At 54.3% G+C, this 20,304-nt stretch carries 13 protein-coding genes; 5 read left to right on the top strand and 8 right to left on the bottom strand.

The genetic code is table 11. The features are described 5' to 3' along the window. Positions 1 to 97 precede the first annotated feature (97 nt). Positions 98 to 1,504 (bottom strand): CBASS cGAMP synthase, encoded by a 1,407-nt coding sequence (locus tag AC3WS7_RS00185; RefSeq protein ID WP_492654960.1) that lies wholly within the window; start codon positions 1,502 to 1,504, stop codon positions 98 to 100. 281 nt (positions 1,505 to 1,785) lie between these two features. On the opposite strand from AC3WS7_RS00185, the gene AC3WS7_RS00180 reads away from it, so the two are divergent. Genes AC3WS7_RS00180 through AC3WS7_RS00165 form a run of 4 tightly spaced genes read left to right on the top strand, consistent with a single transcriptional unit; the run spans position 1,786 to position 6,106 of the window. Then, positions 1,786 to 2,799 (top strand): CBASS cGAMP-activated phospholipase, encoded by a 1,014-nt coding sequence (locus AC3WS7_RS00180; protein WP_492654959.1) that lies wholly within the window; start codon positions 1,786 to 1,788, stop codon positions 2,797 to 2,799. Continuing rightward, positions 2,799 to 3,968, top strand: a complete 1,170-nt coding sequence (locus AC3WS7_RS00175) for a CBASS cGAMP synthase (RefSeq protein WP_492654958.1) — start codon at positions 2,799 to 2,801, stop codon at positions 3,966 to 3,968. The genes AC3WS7_RS00180 and AC3WS7_RS00175 overlap by 1 nt, the downstream gene beginning before the upstream one ends. A gap of 9 nt (positions 3,969 to 3,977) precedes the next feature. Next, positions 3,978 to 5,645, top strand: a complete 1,668-nt coding sequence (locus tag AC3WS7_RS00170) for a ThiF family adenylyltransferase (protein WP_492654957.1) — start codon at positions 3,978 to 3,980, stop codon at positions 5,643 to 5,645. Beyond that, on the top strand, positions 5,621 to 6,106 hold the full coding sequence (locus AC3WS7_RS00165; RefSeq protein ID WP_492654956.1) for a Mov34/MPN/PAD-1 family protein: 486 nt from the start codon (positions 5,621 to 5,623) through the stop codon (positions 6,104 to 6,106). Before AC3WS7_RS00170 ends, AC3WS7_RS00165 begins: the two co-directional genes overlap by 25 nt. Positions 6,107 to 6,919: 813 nt before the next feature. Here AC3WS7_RS00165 and AC3WS7_RS00160 read toward each other — a convergent pair. The 4 genes from AC3WS7_RS00160 to AC3WS7_RS00145 form a co-directional block, all read right to left on the bottom strand. Next, positions 6,920 to 7,483, bottom strand: coding sequence for a hypothetical protein (locus AC3WS7_RS00160; protein WP_492654955.1), 564 nt, complete (start codon positions 7,481 to 7,483; stop codon positions 6,920 to 6,922). Between the two features lie 72 nt (positions 7,484 to 7,555). Next, positions 7,556 to 8,896, bottom strand: a complete 1,341-nt coding sequence (locus AC3WS7_RS00155) for a TniQ family protein (RefSeq protein ID WP_492654954.1) — start codon at positions 8,894 to 8,896, stop codon at positions 7,556 to 7,558. After that, positions 8,886 to 10,079, bottom strand: a complete 1,194-nt coding sequence (locus tag AC3WS7_RS00150; protein ID WP_492654953.1) for a hypothetical protein — start codon at positions 10,077 to 10,079, stop codon at positions 8,886 to 8,888. The genes AC3WS7_RS00155 and AC3WS7_RS00150 overlap by 11 nt, the downstream gene beginning before the upstream one ends. Positions 10,080 to 10,081: 2 nt before the next feature. Further along, positions 10,082 to 12,778: a TnsB C-terminal domain-containing protein gene (locus AC3WS7_RS00145; protein WP_492654952.1), complete on the bottom strand. Its 2,697-nt coding sequence runs from the start codon at positions 12,776 to 12,778 to the stop codon at positions 10,082 to 10,084. A 435-nt stretch (positions 12,779 to 13,213) separates the two neighbouring features. Here AC3WS7_RS00145 and AC3WS7_RS00140 point away from each other — a divergent pair, with 435 nt between their 5' ends. After that, complete coding sequence (locus tag AC3WS7_RS00140; RefSeq protein ID WP_492654951.1) at positions 13,214 to 14,065, top strand: hypothetical protein; 852 nt, start codon at positions 13,214 to 13,216, stop codon at positions 14,063 to 14,065. A gap of 888 nt (positions 14,066 to 14,953) precedes the next feature. Here AC3WS7_RS00140 and AC3WS7_RS00135 read toward each other — a convergent pair. The 3 genes from AC3WS7_RS00135 to AC3WS7_RS00125 form a co-directional block, all read right to left on the bottom strand. Then, positions 14,954 to 16,050 (bottom strand): IS3 family transposase gene (locus AC3WS7_RS00135; RefSeq protein ID WP_492654950.1). Its coding sequence is split into 2 segments (ribosomal slippage): positions 14,954 to 15,798 and positions 15,798 to 16,050, totalling 1,098 coding nucleotides; the frame shifts between segments, so codons are not numbered across the junction. A gap of 180 nt (positions 16,051 to 16,230) precedes the next feature. After that, positions 16,231 to 17,679, bottom strand: a complete 1,449-nt coding sequence (locus AC3WS7_RS00130; protein WP_492654949.1) for a hypothetical protein — start codon at positions 17,677 to 17,679, stop codon at positions 16,231 to 16,233. Further along, positions 17,624 to 20,197 (bottom strand): hypothetical protein, encoded by a 2,574-nt coding sequence (locus AC3WS7_RS00125; protein ID WP_492654948.1) that lies wholly within the window; start codon positions 20,195 to 20,197, stop codon positions 17,624 to 17,626. The genes AC3WS7_RS00130 and AC3WS7_RS00125 overlap by 56 nt, the downstream gene beginning before the upstream one ends. Between the last annotated feature and the right edge of the window lie 107 nt (positions 20,198 to 20,304).

The following is a 20,304-nucleotide window of genomic DNA, read 5'->3' as shown; positions in this document are numbered from 1 at the left end:
GTTGAGTCATATTACATGACAGGCAGACATCTATTCCGTTTCGCAAGGGGAGTCCTACAGCGTGTAGCAGTGATGTCAGTTTCCCCAGGTACTTTCACTAGCGCCGCTTTCGCAAGAAGCTGCGCATCTTTGTGTACGAAGGACGCGGTGGGTTCCGCGCCACATGTTGGACATCACGGATAGTGACCGGCACTCGTCGAACTGCATATACCTGCCCGTTGACTCGCACAATGCAGTCCATGAAATGTCTACCCACATAAGAAGTGTGCTCATCCACCGACAGTAATCGCATTCCCATCTGTCTGTGCCCCAAATCGCTGCGCAGGTCCGCATCAGCACCCTCATTGCGAACCGTCCACTCCACTGTTGCAAACTCAGGCACCACATGGGCGTTAACTATAGTGAAAACAAGATCGCAATCTTTGGCGACTCCTGGAACCTCGTTGCGGTACTTGGCAATAAACGACTTGGGGTGTCTGGCATACACCTGAATATCAATTTCAGGCAGTTGCATCACGGCGCCTCCAGAGCCTTCGTCAACGATCTCAACCTGATCAGTCTCGGGAAGCGGCATTAAAAATGAAAATGCCTCCGACCAAATGAGCGCCGCTGACGCCTCATCTGCCGCGTCAGCGGCCCGCTCTGAAACATCCAATAGCCCAGAAAGTCGCGGCAAAAATCCATGCCAGGCATCGTTATCCATGCGATTCAGATCTTCATCGCTGTCTCGCGGATTCAGAACTTCTCGATCTTGGAAGAATCTATCGTGCAACTTCTTGACGATGGCGACAAGGGCATCGTCATCGTCCATACCCAAGACGCGATCTAACCAAAGCGTTTGGTAAGCCTCTGTCACAGCAACTGTCAGAAAAATGGACGTGGGTCGTGAAGCCGGGGCGTCGTCGAATGACACTGCGGCCCAAGCTTTGAGATATCGGACAAGTCGCCGGAGCTGTTCCCGGTCACCGCCATCGACCGCATTCTTGAACCACGTGTATATCACCTTGGGATCACTGCTTTCCCACTTATCTGACAGACAGGCGAGCCGACGCTTTTCTGTCTCTGGGTCTAGGTGATAGACGGGCGTATCAATATGGAATTGTTTAATGTAGGTGGCCCGCGAACAACGCTCCTTTGGAGGAACTTCGACTTTTTTCAACTCCGCACATTGAGACTCATAGTTCAGAAGCTCTGTCTGAACCCAATCTCGAAGCTGCTTTGGCGCGGGCTCAGCAGCAGCATCGCCGTCCCATTCAAAGTACACACCTACGTCGACATCGTACGCGTCGCCGAGACGAACAGGCTTTATCAATGTTCCGTATTTATAGGATCCTTGAAGCCATGTAGAAATCGGATATCCATGTCGAACCAAGGTGGACTTCAGATGTTCCGCTAGTAGATTCCACTGTTCCTGCAAGAACCCCCTTTGCTCTGCGGTCGGCGTCACGCGTCCAATCAGTGTCTGTTCAACATTCCCATTGAAAAGCTTGGAAATCTTTCCCATTTTCTGCCCCCCCTGTCCCACTGTGGCTTTGGCGAATTGCAGAGTACCCACAGCAGCTGGTGGCCAATGTACTCCAGGCCCGTGAGGCGAGAACGACCTGCTGCTCAGCATTTCAAGAAAAAACTTTACATGTGCCCAACTACTGTTTATATTGACAGTAGTTATCTGACTCCAAGGTTTATCCAGCAACTGGTGAGTAGCCGACCTTGAAATCAAATTGATTGGCCACATTTCGGGCAAATGCCCGCATAAAAATCGCAGAAAAAATATCCAGGAGGAATATGGTTGTCGCTAACTCGAAACGCTTTCAAATCTTGGCACTGTCAGGCGGCGGGTTTCGCGGCCTCTACACCGCAAAGATCCTGGCGGACATTGAAGAGGAAATCAAAGCTCCCATCGCTACCCGATTTGATCTCATTGCGGGCACCTCAATTGGTGGCATCTTGGCATTAGCAATTGCAATGGAAATCCCCGCCAAGAAAATGGTGGAGCTTTTCACCGAGCACGGCGGAGAGATTTTCAAGCGCAGGTTCTCACTCAAAGGAATGCTACGTGCACCCTATTCCTCAGAACCATTGAAGAAGTTGCTGGGAAATGCTGAGCTTTTAGGGGACCGAAATTTGGGCACATGCAAGCACCCACTGATCGTGCCAGCCATCAACTATTCCAGCGGACAGCCACAGATTTTTAAAACGCCCCACAACACCGCCTTCAGACGTGATCACCTATTTGGGGCCGTCGACATTGCTTTGGCCACCAGTGCCGCACCGGCTTATTTTCCACGGCATACGTTTAACAGCAATCAGTATGTGGATGGCGGGCTGTACGCCAATGCCCCAGGACTTCTCGCGGTTCACGAAGCGCAAACCTTTTTCGGCCAACAGTTGGAAGATATTTATCTCTTTTCCATAGGGACGATGTCATCGAAATTTACCGCCGATCCCCGACGCAACCGCAGCGGTGGAACTTATGACTGGGGCGGAGTGAATCCTGCGAATATGCCTAAGCGGTTGTTCGGTTTGTCAATCTCCGTACAAGAGTCCCTCAGCGATTTCATGCTCAAGCATCGCTTGCCTGATCGTTATGTCCACCTTGACGACGATTTAACTGATGAACGAGCTGGGGCAGTGGCCATTGACCGGGCAGATGCTCCTGCACAAGAGGTCCTATTGGGTGCAGCCTCGGAACGTTCGAAGGTCTGTATTGGTCGTTCAGATTGCCAAGCATTTTTTGTACATCAACCATCACCTCCACTGTTTTATTACGGCGCTAACGCCAATCAAGGAGCTTTGTAATGCTGAAACTTAATAAGCTTCTTTATAAAAGTGGCTCGGATAGCGATGTGTTCCTGAACCGAATTTCCCCGCACCCGACTAAGCGTGCATATCTAGTCGGTTGTAAAAACAAAATTCGTGATCATTTGAAGCCCCAAATCCGACAGGCAACGAAAGAGATATTGGGCATGGAGCGTGTCGTAGAGCCACGTTTTCGCACTCAGGGCTCATGGTCATATGACACTTGCAATGAACCCGCATTTACTCCCCCGCAGGAAATGGATTGGGACTACGGGGTGTATTTGCCAGTGACGGTATGGGAAGAGAATGGCCCGCCGCATCTGATGGCCAAAGCCTATTTTGAATTGGTCGAACGGCTATTGAAAAGTCTTTGCCAAAAAGAAGGGTGGACGCTTTTGTCAGGTAAGGACACCTGTATCCGCATCCAGGTTGCATCTTGGGCACACATAGACCTCCCGTTGTATGCAGCTCCGGAGGCTGAATTCATCAAAATCCGTGAGCGGATTACGGCGGCAAATGCGTCTCTTAAAAGAGCGCTCGATTCCGCCGATTTTTCGGAATCCTATGGGGACGAACAACAACAAGCTTGGGCTGATCTTGATCGCGTCGTGATGGCCACCCGGAAGGGAGAATGGAAACCCTCGGACCCCGAAGTCATTGCGAGATGGTTTGGAGATCGTGTTGATGAAACCGATGAGCAGTTGCGTCGCGTGTGCCGATACTTGAAGGCTTGGCGCGATGTGCAATGGCAGCACGGGGGGCCAAGCTCAGTGTCGCTCATGATCGCAGCAGTGCAGAATTTCACAGAAAATCCAGGACGTGATGATCTTGCGCTCGAATCTGTTGCGACGCACCTAGCGAATGTCTTCTTACTTGATCTGCGAGAGTTTGGGATCGACAACGGAGCCGAAGATTTCAACCGGCTTACAGAAGTTGAGCGTGAAGACGCATCCCAACGCTTTCAAAAATTGGCCGATTCTCTGAAGCACTCAAGAATGCTTGGTACTCACTTGAAGGACCAGGCAATACGACAACTAGCTCAGCAGCTTGGCCATCGCGTACCGGACGACGTCAATTTAGTTGAACCCGACACGGGCGCCGCAGGCATCCGCACAATTTCGCCTACTCGCGTTCCACCACCGGTCATACCATCGACCTCGGCAGGGTAACCGGAAGGAATGACAAAAGTCGGCGAAACGCTACGCCTACTAAAAGATCGAGGATTTGTACCAATCGCGGCTCGCGTTGGTCAGCGATCTTTTCAGGGATCACTACCGTGTCAAAAGGGACCGGTGCGCGTCCGAGTAACAATTGAAGATTGGAATTTTCTCGAATATCCAACGATCCATTTGGAGGAACGGGCATCATTTTTGCCGACGTTGATGCCGCATGTCGATGTTTTGGGCAATCTCTGCTACTTTGCACACGGGTCCATAACACTGGATCGATACGATCCGGCCACTGCAATTGCACAATGTTTGAATCAAGCAACCGCGCTATTGGATCGGATTGCCATGGATCCGGACTATCGGGATACCGATATTCAAAACGAATTCCTTGCCCATTGGGAATACGGCCAGACAACGCTTCCATGGGAAGTTTTACTTGGTGACATAGCTCCAGGGGAAAAATCCACCAACTTCTATATTATTAAGTTGGACAGCAAAGAGCACGCGCTCATTGCGACAGACGCACGCGAGGCCGATCGACTGGCAAAAACGCTCGGCGCAAAGGAAATTTTGCGCGGCAATCGTTGTTGGCTGCTCCACAGCAAGGTGCTGCCAGTCGTACCCGAAAAAATGCCAAAAACGGTCAAGGAACTTTTCATATGGCTTGCGCAATGGGACAAAGACCTTGCGTCTAGCCTGCAACAGTTGCTCGCTACCCCGGACTACCTTGGATCTAGTTTCTTTTTCTGCGCAGTAGAAACGCCCATAGGTTGGCTAGGTTTTGGATTTGATCTTGTCCAGACTCAGCGCCAAATTTACAAAAACAAACCTAAGCACTACAGGAATTACTTGCACAACAAGGGCGGCGGGCAGCTGCTTTTCAGATTGAGCATTAACGAAGTAGGCAGTCGGTTCGTGCACAGTAGGAACCTTACTTTTCCAGACCTCCACAACAAGCGTATTACTGTAGTTGGTTGCGGTGCAATTGGTTCTTTTGTGGCGCAATCGCTGATTCGCCTTGGAGCAGGCACCGGAAATTTGGGGCTTCTCAAACTTATTGATCCAGACATTTTGAACTCTGGAAACCTGGGGCGCCATGTGCTTGGCTATCCATCTTTGCTACGTCAAAAATCCACTGCATTAAAGGAAGAGCTGGTACGAACATTTCCACATAGCAACGTAGAGGCCGTTACGTCCAGTGTCGTGGAGCACAAAGCATTGTTCGCCGCAGAACTGATTGTTGATGCCACTGGTGAGGAAACGGTGAGCGAGTTTCTAAATGGACTTCGTCTGCAACGAGCCAGTCGAGTTCCAATTTTGCATGTTTGGGTGAAAGGTAATGGGGAGGCTGTCCAAGCGCTATGGGCAGATCTTGACGGGGGGGGCTGCTATAGATGCCTACTTGTACCCGATGACGCAAATCATAGAAAAGAACGATTTAGACTTCTGAAAACGAAGCCGGCGCGACAACAGATTGGCTGTCACGCCGCTACACCGTATGCCGTTTCTGCCCCTATGCACGCAGCTGCATTGGCCACAGATATGGTCTGCGCATGGATGCAAGGGAGTCCATCACCCCGCTTCCGCACACGTTGCGTTGAAACTGCGGACCTATTTTCCGTGAAGAATCAAAATGTTTCGAAGATGAATGGATGCCCCGCATGCGGCCACCTCTGATCTGGAAAAATCCATGGGCAGCCGACAGCAATATCTTGTTCGAGCCTGAGCCACTCGAATCCATAGACCAATATCGTCAAGACACTAAAGAGAAATCGGAGGCCGGGGGTATATTGCTTGGCTATCGCCGTGCGTCTCATCTGCACATAACGATAGCAACGCTTCCCCAGCCGACGGACCTGCGACAACGCCATGGGTTTAAGCGATCCCCATCGCATCATCAGCAAGTGGCGCTTCGTCAGTGGTGCACTAGTCGAATGACAATGGACTATCTGGGTGAATGGCATACCCATCCTGAATCAAAACCCTGCCCGTCTTCAATTGATCTAACCGAATGGAAAAAGCTCTACAAGGTTCGATCGCACTCTATGGTGTTCGCGATTCTTGGCTGGTCTGGTGAAATTTGGCTCGGCCTTTCCCATGGGGATTCAATAGCACAATGTGAGATAGCCCACCAGTAGGCTTCAGACGTGAAGATTGGCAATTGTGATGACTGCAATGTTCTATGTGAGCACTCGCGTGAATATCATCACACCCTCGCATGGCAAAACCACCACGCAATCGCATTTCAAAACCGCCAGCATGTATATGGGGGCGAATTCCTATGAAACCGAACGTGGAGTTTCGGCGCCTGCCTATCTTTCCGCGTATGCCGCCTCTGGCACTGGGTTCAGACACCTTAATTGAGTTCGGACCATAGCTTCCCCATACTTTCTTTTGAATTTGGAACTTGGTATCTATTGCCGAGCGAATCCTCAACCCACAAGCAAACGAGTGAAATGTCGTCTTTGAGGACATCAAAATTTACGGTGTCCTCTTTCTTGATCGTATGCTCGTAGCGTTCATGTTCGCCGAGACGAAGACCACCTTTATCCTGTTCGGGGAACGTCACGGACCACTTTCCCAGTTTCCCTGTTCCACCTAGTCGCATTAGGATCACGGGCCTTCGACCCACATTGATCAACGTGAGCACAACTCTGCTCGGGTCATGTCTCGATGCCCGAAAGAATTGACCAGAAACTTTCAGCCGAGGACGATCACGAAATGCGACATAAGCTGAAACGCCAAGGCCCCCAAGTGAAACGACTATAGCGATAGAAGACAGGACATCCGAATAACTAGACATAGGATATCGATGATGTGTCTAAACACACTAGTTGCCAGCTAGCGGAGCACGATGTGCGGAAGATGAGGACGTAGGCCATGAGGATGCCGAAAAAATGGCCCATGTTGGGGCCCGCGTTGAATGTCCAGTTCGGCTGGTTGCAAATTGGTTACGCTGCACGGAGGTGTGCTATGAGTGAAGTCGCGAGCTCAATGTAAGTTCGCGCCTCTTCTTCGCTGAGATTTAGGTCTATGGCGTGTGCAGCCTTGTTGCGAAGTTCCCGCAATTTTTTGAAGACAACCAGTTGCTTTTCATCAATCACTTTGCATTGCAGAAGATATTCACCAAGCTGCGAGTAATTCCCAAATGTGTCGCTTGATCGTTGAGACCAAAACGAGCTGGCAACTGCCACAGATGCCGATTCAAGTTCAGACCAAGCTTCCAGTATGGCAGCGCTTGTTGAGATAGATGCAATATTGAGCAAACGGTTGCTGGATGCAGTCGATAACAAAGGCACAGACTTTGGGTTTACCTTTGGTTCGCTTGCTGCGACCTCAGACTTGAGTTGCGCAAGCTCCTTGGAGAACTCCAGCTCAATTTCTTTGTACTTGAGTCGACGAAGAAATGGAAGCAACTCAATCACTGGCTTGCGAAGCATGAGTGCAACGAGTACCGATGCTGTTGGCCAAGCTAGGGCTTTAATAGCCTCTGCGGTAAATGTGAGTACATCCATATTTTGTTCTTGAGAGCCTATCGTACTTGAAGCTTGGCGAAGTGAGTCAATTTAGAAGTCGAAACTCTTTTCTCAAGAAAGCCGCATCCACTCGAGCGCCTTAAAAAGATCTGGCCGGATTAGGGTGACACCATGCTTTCTCAACTCCGGCTCCACCTGCCAGCGACTGAGATTGATTTTTTGAGCGCGCAGATTTTGCACCACTGAACGCAGCGCCTCATGATCTTTCCGATATTTCAGAAGCATGCGACGGTCTTCTGCAGCACGCCTCTTCAAAACCAATTCACGGCACTCATCCCAAAACCAGTACTTCAAAGCCGTCGGCTCGATACCAGCCTGCCCCGCTATGTCAATCAAGCGACGTGCATCATCCTTGTCTGCGATGATCACATCCAACAGATTTTTGATTCTCTCCCGCTCCTTGTGCCCCAACATCGGACGGCTTTTGCGTTGACTGCCTGCAGGCTGCGATGGAGGTGAATAGTCCGCCAGCGCGATTGGTTCCTGCAGGAACATGGCGGCCGGCATAACTTTGATACCGTAGCAAAGACGCAGGAGCACTGACATAGAAGGACGCTCCCCCTTGTTTAACCAGCCGTTGAGCGCGAAAGGCTGCAGGCCTATTTCCCTGCAAAAGCGCTTTCTTCCACCATGGGCTAGTTGGGAACAAATCAGTTCCACGTTGGATCGGAACGCTTGCATGCATCCGTCCGCTTGAAGCACAGCAAGCCGCTTCACTAGATCGGCCAACGCCTGAGCGCACCATATGGCGAATGCGGTCACCTCTGTCTCTTCCAACCGAAATCCGTCAGGAAGCTGCGCCAACATCGATTCGCCACATTGGTTGCAGTGCACCAGGCTCGGGTAGCTTGGTAAAAACGGCTGCGCATTGCCGCAGGCCGGGCATTGGTCACTTAAAGGTACGTGGTGCGTGTGGCAAACCCTGTAGTGCTCCAGTGTCCACACTAACGGGAAATGCAGCCGTCCCCCCTGCCTCGCCTGCTCACATAGACACACATGACACCATTTCGGCTTTCTTGCCAAAAGTCCCTCCCCATTCCAGGGAAACAACTTTGACAGAGAAAGCAGCGTCATTTGGCCAGCATTGGCGGGTTGACCCGCCCCTATCAGTTCCACCATCATTTGGGCGTAGCGCCCATGTCCATTGATGGTGCCACTGTCACGGTCAAAGAACGTTGCGACACCCCAGAGACTTCTGTATTTTTGCGAATTGGAGAGAAGGTGCCGCAGGAGCACACGGGGCCCCACGCAATGCGCCTGGGCCAGCCCGACCACCCAAGAAAGCAGGCCTTCCGGTGCCTCTCGACTGCCCTCCATCTCGAGCGGATAGAGGGCAGCCGATACGCTGGGTTCGAAGTCTCCCGCGAACGGATCTGCAATGCTATTTGCCATTGCGCACTCCCACTGGATCACGGCTGGACTTACGCTCACCGATGCGACGGTGGCCAAAACCAGTTTTTCCGCCAGTCGGCGTTTTCGAGCGCGGCTTGCCGGATGCGATAGCACTGCCGTTTTCTGCATCAAGTGGGCCATTGAGAACCTGCTCAACTTCTGCGGCCGTCACGTCCAGAAGCAGATGTTCACCCAGGCGAGCCTCCTTGGCGATCTCCAGGGCCACAACGTTGTGTAGGACAAACTGTAGGATGAAATCCTCCGTCATCTTCTCGCCCGTGCGCAGCGCGTGCTGCAATGCCAACAGCAGCACCCGTTTCATGGAACCGATGCAACCCACCGTGCTGATGTAGAGGCGCATAACCCATTCGTCACGGATCTTCTCCAATCGCTGCGTAGTCGGCATGTGCGCCAAGAGATCGATCAACACGGAGCGGAAATGGGCATATTCCGCAGCATCATTGCGGTCATAGCGCCGGAAATGCACCGTGTGCTGGCGCCGCAGCCAATTGTTGCGAGCACAGGAAGAACGGACCAATTGATAGCCGCCGATGAGCACGAACCGTGCGTGGGTCTGTGCCGCCAAATCCATGAGAATCTGCTGACTGCGGTTGCAGCCGGCCGGATCCGTTTCCGGGAACAGCCGGTCCGCATGGTTGATCAGCACCACTTTCGTGCGGCGATGTTGCAGCATGTTGACCGTGGCGTGCATCAGCGTGTCTATGCTCTTCAGCATAGGATCTGCATGGGGAATCGGATGGGTCAGCATGAACTGGCTAGGCGGCACGTAGATCTTTCGATCTAACAGGATGTCCCCGCCGCAACGCAGCATCTCCGTCATCACGCGCTTCCAATAGTCCTTGTCTATGCGATCCCCCGCGTTTGGCGCTTCCAATCCAATGGCACCGACCAGAGGGATTGCACTACCGCCCTCGTCAAAAGTGGGCGTTGTGTCGTTGAAGTTGCGATACAGCTTCCTGCCAAGTTCGGTCGTGCCAACGCCGGTGGGACCGATGATGGGCACGATCTCGCCCTTGCCGCTGAAATCAATGCAATCTAAAGCGAGTTTGTAGGCTTGCGTGAGGTGTGGGTGACCGAGCTTTTTTTTCTCGAAGTACGCCAGCTTTTCTTCAGAGGTTGCGTTCAACAGGTCTTGGGGGAATTTGGGTTCGATGTGTTGCATGATTAGAAGTCCTCGTATGTTTCTTGAGATATGTGTTCAAAAGTGCTTTCAGCCGTTTCCAGGCTGTGCACCAGCTGTTGTTCGATAGTCAGGGCGTCACCGGAATTGGCAGGAGCGGTCCCGAGCAGGCCGATGCCCTCGTCTGCGGCCCGCAGTTCCCGATCCCGTGCCTGTTGCACCTCGATGCGCAGAACGGCCTCGCGTCCGCGCACGGTCCGCAAATAGGCACCCAGTGCGAGGGCCCGTTCTTTTTGCCGGATGCCTGTGCGGGCATTGATGGCATTGATCTCCTGGGAGATGGCCTCGACTTCTTTTTCCGTGCGTCCGGCCAGCTCATGGGCATGCAGTCCGCGGGCCTCGATCCAACCCGAGCGCCCCATCACAAATGCCCTGGACAAGTCGAAAGGGTCGTAACGCACCGGCAGGTTTTGCCCCACGTATTCGACCAGGCTGGCCGCAAAGTAATCTTCCCGGTTAGCCTTGAAGGAACCGTCCCGCTGCACCTTGGAAGTGCCTTTGTCGGTGGTCGGCATGGTGGCGATCAGGAAATTGCTGTCGTAGGCGATAAGGGTATGCGCCCGTGCACCCGACTGCAGCAATCCGATTTCCATGGCCTTGGAAGGACTGATGCCAAGCGTTGGGTGCTCTACCGCGTGGTAGTACTCCGTCAGGAAGCCTTCGAACGCCTCCCGGAACGCACGCAAATTCCAGACCGCCAACTCGCGTGGATCGTGGGTTTTCGACATGCGCCGCGGATTCTGCAGAGCCTTGTTGTTGCCTTCCAAAGCATGGGTGAACGCTGTGTTCTGCAAGCCGAAGAAGCGTTCCACGATGTTGCCGAAGCGCGGGTGGCTGGCCGGACGCATCCGCTTGTTCACTCCCAGGTAGGCCAGGAGCTGTTCAAAGTAAATTCCTTTGAACTCCGCCCCCTGATCGACCACTATTGTTTTGGGCATTCGGCCGTACCGGCGGACGCAATCGCGGATCACCAACATGCAGGAGCGGTAGCTGGGGTCGTTAAAAGTTATCACCCAGGCCAGGATTTTTCGGGTAAACGCATCAATCATGACCGTCAGACAGGCTTTACCCATCGACGTGCCCGTGCCTTCCGTGACGAACTGAAGATCCAGGATCGTGTGATCGATGTGAGCAATAGCGAAAGGACGCGTACCGTGCTTGGGTGTCTCCCGATTCAAACTGATGAAAGGAAGCTCCAGGTCGTAACCCGCCTTCTCACCTTCGCGGGCCTTCTTCAGCTCCTCCGGAGTTTTCAGCTTCTTGATCTCGGCGACAAACGATTTGTAGCTTGGGAAAACCAACCCATCTTGATTACAGGCATCGCAGACTAGTGCCCAGCAGGCGAACAGACCGGGTGCCGCTTCGGACATAACCTCTTTCTCAATAATTCGGTGCATGATCTCCAGCGTAGGGGCCTTCAGTTTGCGGTTGCGATTGCCCCGCTTGCGAATGGCTGGCAGCAGGCCGATGAATTCGTTCCCGTACTCAACGTAGCCCTTACGCGCCATGGCCTTCCATTTACGGACAGCTCTGTCACAGCTCTTGTGAACCTCATCCGATGGACACAGCTCGGGATGGATGCAGTAGTACCTGCGCATCGCCGACTTGACGTCCTCGGCTGAAGACTGCCGCAAAACTTCAGCAGCGGCCAACGCGCGGGGATTGACCACAGTTCGGGTTCCGACGATTACGCCGCTGCAAACCAGCCGCTCAAAATCCGTCAACTGCAGGTTTTGCATTGCGCCGCCCCCCATGCGCAGAAAGATTTCCGTGTTGCCGACATTGAGCACCTCACAGGCATTCCCATCCCAGAGCAAGGCCTCACCCGCAATGGGTTCGACCTGCTGAATGGCTATGTCTGGTGCCGTCAATAGGGCCGGCAGCCAAAGTTCACTGGAGTCCATCAGCGCCCGAGTGGCATACACACGCACCCGATGCGGCTCCTTCATCAGCGGAAAGGCTTGCAAATCGACATGCAGCTCCTCATCCGCGATCAGCTTATAGAGCGTGTCGGCACTCAGCCCCTGATCGTTGGCCAGCAGATTGCGCAGCCAGCACCATCCTTGCGCACCCATGAACTGCCGGGCCAGCGCAAGCTGCCCCTTACTAGGAACGGGACAGTCTTCGCGGTAGTAGTCAGACAAGTCCGCGATGTTCTGTATGGTGATGGGATCGGATTCAACCGATGAGCGGACGGCAAACCCCAAACCCACGCTATGCGCATAGCGCTCCGCCGACGGACAGCGCCAACGTCCCTGGGAATCTCGAACATAGTGCGCAGACGGCAGAGCCTCCTGCTTCCTCAACCAGTCTTCGGCCTTGCATTCCACCCAGCCTATGAAATCGACAGCCAGGCGAAAGAAGTCCGGAGTGTAGAGATGGGAAGTGGTTTTGCCGTTGTCACGAACATGGATCTTTTTGATCGCCGGCGGCTGGTCGTAGAACTCGTAGGTGGGCTTATCGTGGTCCCAGTCGTAGATGGCCGCCAACTCCGTACTCGTGGCCTCGGCCTTAATGACACAGCCCATTTTTCGGCTGGCGTAATGGGTCACGATGTTGTGCGTACCACTGCGCACAATCCGCGAGGGGAGACTTTCTCGCACCCGGCGGATGGTGGCGATGGCAAAGTCGCTCAGTTTGCGTTCACGGCACAGTTCGGCCAATTCACTTTCGTTCAGCATTTCAGACTCCTGAAAATGCCGATCGGGCAAGCATCAACGATTCACAAAACAACAGCCAATAGTTGTCCCCAGCCCACTTGACGTGGAGCTTTTGCGCCATATACTTTGAGTACTCCTACCCAAGCAATGACTGCTTTGGACTAAGCCCAGGCCCTGCAAGGCCCGGGCTTTTTTATTTCCGGTTTGCTTTGGCGAACATCTGCACTTTCCTTCTCGGCGTTGGTAAAAGCTGGTGCGGCATGCACCAGCGCGCCGGCTCATGCCTGCGCAAAAACCAAGCTACCGGTCAATCACGGTTCGTCAATTCGTCAAGACTAAAATTGCAACAAATTTCGATTAAATTGCAATTTCATGACATCTGAGCGCAAACGCCCCCGAGGACGACCAGCAACGACCCCACGCGAGCGCATGCGAGTGGCCACCTGGAGCATGCATGTGCAAGATCGAAGTGAATTGGACACGTCCGAAGAGTTCGAACAATTTCTGAACCGCAGGAGTAAGCGCGTTGTGCTTTCCAAAGGCCAATGGTCCAGGCACTTGCGCGGGGACGTTTCACCGCAGGGGGCCAAGGTTGGTGCAACCAACTCCCTGGTCGATCGCATTGAACCTTTGTTTCCCGGTACAAGACGCACTTTTTGCCACTCGGTGTGGCAGTTACTGGATTTCGAGGTTCTGCTTGGTCCCAAGCAATTGCAAGATATCTACTTGGCCATGGACAGTGATGTTTGGCAGTACTTCCATTTCGACGAATCCGTCTGCGGAGAAGGAACGCAACCTCAGGACTTTTGGTTTTGGCGCGCCCTCACGTCTGACCAAGAGTTGAGGATAGATGTTTTGAAAGGTATCAAAGGATTTGACGGGGTCGCAGTCGGCCTCATTGAGGCGCGTATGTCTTACCTTGCGCAAGACCCAATCGAGTTTGTCTTTTTCATGAAATATGCGATCAACCGAATACAAATTTGCCCGTCCACAATGCCATTCCTGGCAGGGACTAAGGGACGGAGCATTCTTCTGACCATGGAAGGCATCTGCGTGCTTCACACAGTGCGATTGCTCACCCATGAGCCCCAGTTGCCAAAGGAGAAGTCGGATGACCAGACGGATGACAGCACCACTAAATCACCCACGATGCACGCTGCACTGATGTACACCTCCTGGGCGGATCGATGCCTAGATCACTTCAAAAAACTATCCCCAAAGGCATTGAAAACGTTTCAGATGTGGAATGAGGAGGCCATTCAATTCCAAGGCTTGTTCAGTTGGCCAGAACTGGACGTTGCAGATTGAGTAGCGCACCGCAAAATCTTAGTTGCAGCGTGAAGTTGGCACTTGACCCAAGTGCGCTAAAATCAATGACAACATAACCGCCACGCCTCTGCTGTCAGCACGCGCAACCTTGGCGGTTTTTTTATGGCGTTTCCGCTTTCGTGTTGCACCGCTAATAGTAGGTGTTGACGAAGGATTCGGTTTACGCCAGTCTTGTTGCTGTCACAAGGTCAAGGGCAAAACCACCAAGGCTCAGAATGGAAAATAGACGGCGCAACAGGCTGCAATCTGATGAAGACAAGGCTTGGGAAACCATGGCTCCCGTCGGACGCGAATTCGGAAGTCCTGACTACGAGCGACTGGCGCAACAGGATGCGCTGGAATTTCGGCTCCGGCTTGCGGAGCTAGTCGCTGTCGCGCGAATTGCAGCCTCTGCTCAGTGTGAACCCGAAGATCCCGGCGAAAGATCAAGTGCGCACAATGTCCAGGTCGCTCTGCGAGAGTGGGGTCAAGACGTAAGCTTGCTTGTGGCCGCCTCTGTGTGGCGGTCGTATTCCAATTCGGTAAGAGCCGAATCGTTGAGCGGTGCGGAGACAGTTCATTCAGCAAAGTCGGCCCTTTTCTATTTCTGCGCGTCTCTCAATCGAAATACGGCTGACTGAGCTACAAGGCAGTTCGGTATGAACTGAAACCGTCGGCGACAAGAATTTCAAGCTAAAGCACACTTCAAAGAGAAGCGGAGCAACGGTTGAACTTTTCAGTCAAGCATTAACTGTCATTTGCTAACTGATCACCAAAATCGGATCAAGGCTGATTGCTGAAGTTCACCAACAACTCCTTTGCGGCATCTCGGCTCCCTGTTCGATGTAGGCAGTTTCAAGGTGAAGCCCCCTCGAATTCCTGAGCCAGTCAGAAGTAGAGGTTAGGGAATTTTGTCACACGGTACTCGACTGGCGGAATGAAGCCAAGTGCTTCATGGGGGCGATGGTAGTTGTAGCGGTGCAGCCAATCTGCCGTCATGTCCCGGACCTCCTGCAGGCTATCGAATACGTAGCAGTCCAGTACCTCCGTGCGGTAGGTCCGGTTGAATCGTTCTACATAGGCTTTCTGGGTGGGCTTTCCGGGTTGGATGTGGTTCAAGGCAATGCCCTTGGATTTGGCCCATTCAGCCAGTGCATGCGCAATGAATTCCGGCCCGTTATCCATGCGGATGGACAGCGGGGCACCCCGCACCTCGACCAACTCGTTCAACGCCCGTATGACTCTCGCAGCCGGCAGGCTGGTATCAATCTCAATGCGTAGCGCCTCACGGTTGAATTCGTCAATGACGTTGAAGGTGCGGAACTTGCGTCCCGACCACAGTGCATCGGACATGAAGTCACAGCTCCAACCCAGGTTGGGTTGATGGCCTGCTTCAAGGGGCTGCCGGATACGTGCAGGCAGGCGCTTCTTGCCGCGTCTGGGCAGGTTCAGCTTGAGCTGGCAGTACACGCGCCAGAGCACCGTCTTGCCCCAGGGCTGACTCTGGTGACGGGCGCTGGCGTACAGCAGGCCAAAGCCGTGCCTTGGGTTGGTGGCCATGTAGGTCTGCATGAACTGGATGACCCCGGAGTCGTCAGCAGGTTTGTGGCAGTAGCGCAGTGTGGAGCGGGCGATGCCGCTGGCCACACAGGCTTTGCGCTGGCTCATGCCGTGCTCAGCCATGAGCGTTTGAACCACATCGGACCGACGCTGCGGGGTCAGAGCTTTCGGTCTACAACGTCCTTGAGAGCATGGTGCATGAGGGCCAGGTCGGCATACATGCGTTTGAGCTTGGCGTTCTCGTCTTGTAGTTCACGTAGCTGTGACAGGTGCGACACCGTCATGCCGCTGTACTGGGTTTTCCACTTGTAGTAGGTGGGCTCGCTGATGCCGTACTTTCTGCACGTCTCGCCAACCTTGGCACCGAGTTCGACCTCTTTCAATATGCCGACTATCTGACTTTCGCTGAATTTTGATTTCTTCATGTAGAGACTCCGTTGGGGAATTTTCTCTACTTCACGTTGGATCAAGATTTCAAGGAGGCTTCAAAGGCACCAAAAGAAAGCTGCGGATCGAGCAAGAACCTGCGAATGGCTGCCGATTCGGCCCCGGAACTTGACTGACGACGTCGTGCGTTTTTGACATTCGGCGAGGCGACTAAGGCCTCAACGAGACAACTTGCTCGGGCGAGTGATGTTCCCCTGGATGACGAGCGTGATGACCGCCACGTTGGCTGGCGGTGCTGACACCAAAACGTCGATGCCGTCGGCCGCCGACCAAGGCGCAGAATTTTTGGCGCTGGTATCCAGAATGCACAACAGAGCTACGCGCTTGCCTTTGGCCACCGCGTAGCTGGCAGCTTGCTCGACATATTTGCGGCAGTCTTCCATCTGTTTGATCCGCGTGCCCGTCTCCTTGAGCTCGATCGTGATTCCGCGAAGGCTCAAGTCAGTGAAGCCCCCAGCAGCTGCGGCGTGCTCCTCCAGATCCGACCCGATGCGGGGCGACCGGCGAAGGTCCTTTCGAACCTGGGCTTGGAATTCCTTCTCGCCCCACGCGCCATCGAACACGGCGTCTTGAACTGCTCTCCCAGCAAGATTGCCCAGACTGGTCAGTAGCTCAAGAATGTCCGACAACTCCTCGGCATTTGCCCAGCCTTCCCGTCTTAGCAGATCGCGGATCAACAGGATCTTTTCGTCGACAGCCTGATAGCCGGTAATCGAGTTGGCCCGTATGTCAAAGCCCTCCACCAAAAGCGTACGGTGGCCGACGACAGCAACGGGCTGCTCTGCGCTGGTGGGTTGAAATGCCGCTGCGTACTTGAACTCGAAAGGCCTCGATTTCAAACCCTGTGCGATCTGGAGAGCCGCACGCCCCGTCTGGATGAGCGTGTACGGCGGCTCCGTGGACGGCTTCGTGAACGTGAACTCGGAGAGCTCGTAGGTGCTCTTGGGCTCTGCCGAGATCGGCGTCAGCACTAGGTGCGTGGCGCCCTCTGGCCATCGAGAGACTCTGACCTCGATCTCCATGTCGTGCAATTCGCGCGGAACCAGGTGGTGGATGTTGGCCGCTGGTTGGCCATCAAGCTGAAACTTCACGAAGGCCACAGAGAGCTCCGTTGGCCGTGGGCGCTCTTCGACTTGCTTCTGACCGGCTGGAATACGCGGCCGCTCCTCAGAGAACACACCAATGGGCAACGGAATGCCAGCCAGCGTTTTGCAGATGGACTCAAACTCGGCAATGGTGGCGACCGACTGCAATGAGACAGACGCATCCACGAGGCTCCTGGCGGCGTCTTTCGCACAAAACTCCTTGAGCCACAGACGATGGCGCTCCACTGCACTGCGTAGGAACCGGTCACCGTCTGGAACTGCGTCCAGAACTGCTTGCCGCCACTCCGCCAGAGAAAGGACGATGCGCAGGAGCGCCGCAAACGCGCCGTAGATCGTTGCGGTCGAAGCCCGTCCATACCTGAGAGAGGCGTCATCCAACTCGGCGCAGATTTGGCGTAGAAGCTCCGCGCTGACGACCTCGCCATCGCCGAGTTTGCGGAGCGCGTCAACTGCCTGAATTCGCGCGAAAAACACCTGGGAAAGGATTGCGTCTCTCTGCATATTCCTCTTGGTCTTCCTTCAACAATTGATAGAGGCCTTCCCACTCCGCCTTCAGCGCGTCCTGCCGAGACAGATCTCCCGCGGCAACGGCGGCCTCGAACTGAACCGCAACAACATGGAGCCGCCTGGACCACTTCATACGCCTCATGGGGATGGTATCGGGGATCGCCTCCCAAGACGATTCAATGGCCTCGACGGCTTCATCCCATGCCCCGACGCGCGTGAGGACTTCAACGACGGCGCCCGCGTACCAGCCGCGATCCGCTCGGCACACCGATAGCTTACTGAGATCCGCGGATCGCTTGCTTGCCTCGGCATCAGGTATAGAGTACAGCAATCGGATGACGTCATCCTGGCCATGGTCGCTGACCTCGGGATCTTCCAAAGCCCTGATTACCAGGTCAACAAAGGTCGGCTGCTCCTTCAGATACGTGGAGATCAAAGTGAGGTCCCTGAGGTGCATGTGGACCGAGACACCCGTCAAGACTTTCAGGCACCACCGAGCCAGACTTGCACGGGATGCATCGTCAGTGGCGTACCGGCGGAAGTACAGCTGCATCCAATCCAACAGGAAACTCTCAACCTTGCCTTCATTGCCATAGACGCTCAGGAGCGTCAGCAGTGCTCTGCCGGCTCTCTGCTCCAAGGCACCAGTGAGAGAGATGCTCTCAAGCGCCCTCGCTGCTGCTTTGTGGACGATCACGTATTTGTCTTCCAAAAGCAGAATGAATGCCTCAAGAACCAGCTCCGGGAGATCGTTGGAGCGCTTCCTTCCAGCGCGTCCCAACGTCTCCGCAGCACTTGCACGCACCAGCGTTGAGGTGCCCACCATGGCCGTGTAGAGCTCAGGCAAGACGAGACGCAAACCTTCTGGTGTAGCTATGAGCTTGCTCGACTCCTCCAACAGGACAGCGATCAAGGTGTGACGGCTGCCGTCAATCCTTGACAAGAAGTCGACGTATGACTCGGCTGCAGCCGGACTCTTGCTGGCAGTTGCGGCCGCAATCGCTGCGAACACTTCTCGCGAGTAGTAGAGCGCCGATCGAAAGTTCTGCGTGTCCAGCACCTCTAGAAAGTTTTCCGGTTTGCTGAGCGATCGCTCGGCGTCAAACGCCTCGCGACGGGCATCCATGACGGCTGCTGCACCCAGTGCGATGTCCAACACACCATCAACAGACTCAGCGAGCTCCTCGCCGTATGGCCTCAGCGTTTGGGTGATTTCGGTCAGTACAGTGAGATTCTTCGAAGTGCTAGACCACGCCACGAACCGCATCAGAGCGATGGCAGCGACCTTGCCATCCAGCGCTTCTTCTTCGGTGCGACTGGTCCTGAATATCTCGCCGTAAGCCCTCACAAGACGAGCTTCACCCTCTGCTGTCGCACCTTCGAAATACGTGGCGATCAATTTGTCTGTCTCAGAAGGCGCATGGCGGAGGGCTGCAGCAACCGCACGTTGCAGGTCGCTGCACACCATCCGCCTTTCTCGGTCGGCGTCGGTATCGTCGATCAATATGTGCGCACGCGTCAGTTTGGTCACAAGCGACCGTGAGAACCGGTCTAGGATATTCGGTGCCTGCACTGAGAGAACCTTGAGCCCGGCGGTTCCCATCCTGATGGCATAAGAACTCCGTGAATCAAGCAGGCGCTGAATTGCACGGCAAACGGCCTCTGGCCATATTGCAAAAACGGCCTTCAAGGGATCGGGATGGAAGACCCGCGTGCCATTGCCAAACTCGGAGCGAGGGGCTCGGGCGAGGTGAATCAACGCTGGAGCCGCTGCCTCCACTGTCTGTTCATCTGCTAGCGTAGGCTTCTCCATCACGATGTACGCAGCAGTTTGAACTGCGGCGCGTTTCGCTAGGCACCGCAGCGCTGCTTCCGCAAGGCGGGTCGGATCAGCTTTTGCATACTTAAGAGCCTGTAGCGCCACGTCTTGGCACCCGGCCTCAGGGGATGCGGTCAACTCGAAAAAGTAGTCAGTGAGAGATGGCGTTAGGATTTCGGGAGCGAGCCGCACCGTCTCGACGACTCGTGTCTTAGCGTCGTCAGCATGGGTGGCGTCAAGGGTATCCAGGTCGTCAAGCAGCGCTCGAACTGCTGCGTTCTGACCGACGCGTAGTGCCTCCCGTTGTTTTTTTCGTGTCTCAAGAGCCGCTTGTAGTTCCGCCTCAGCACGAACAGCCTCTTCCTGGTGGCGGATTACATCGCGGTCTCGCTGACCCACCAGGATGGAGAGATTCGGCATGCGTACCGCTTGGCGCTTGTCGCAATGCGCGCAGTTGCGGTCGTGAAAATCGAGGGCACAAGATTCCAGGTACCAGCCGGCGAAGCCGCTGGCCGGGGCGAAGTCACACTCCATGGCGAAGTGACCAATGGGCAATCCAGTTTGCTGAGCAATCAAGCCAACTCCACCCTGGTTGCTCACTCGCGCGTGGGAGCACCAGTTGTGGATGAGTTCCGCAACCTCTTTGTTCCGCTCGCCGTCCCTGATTATCTGACCATATCTAGCTTCGTCCATGCCGTCCGAACTCCTGATCGCTGCGCTACCACCCGTCGAGCGAACCTCCGCATGCGCGGAACCTCGCTGTTTCAATTCTTTGGTTTGAAGACGAGCTTACCGCCGCC

It is taken from the genome of Rhodoferax sp. EU05-FHT12H12, assembly GCF_058791215.1.
The sequence above is the reverse complement of the archived record's forward strand: the minus strand, read 5'-3'. Positions and strand labels throughout refer to the sequence as shown.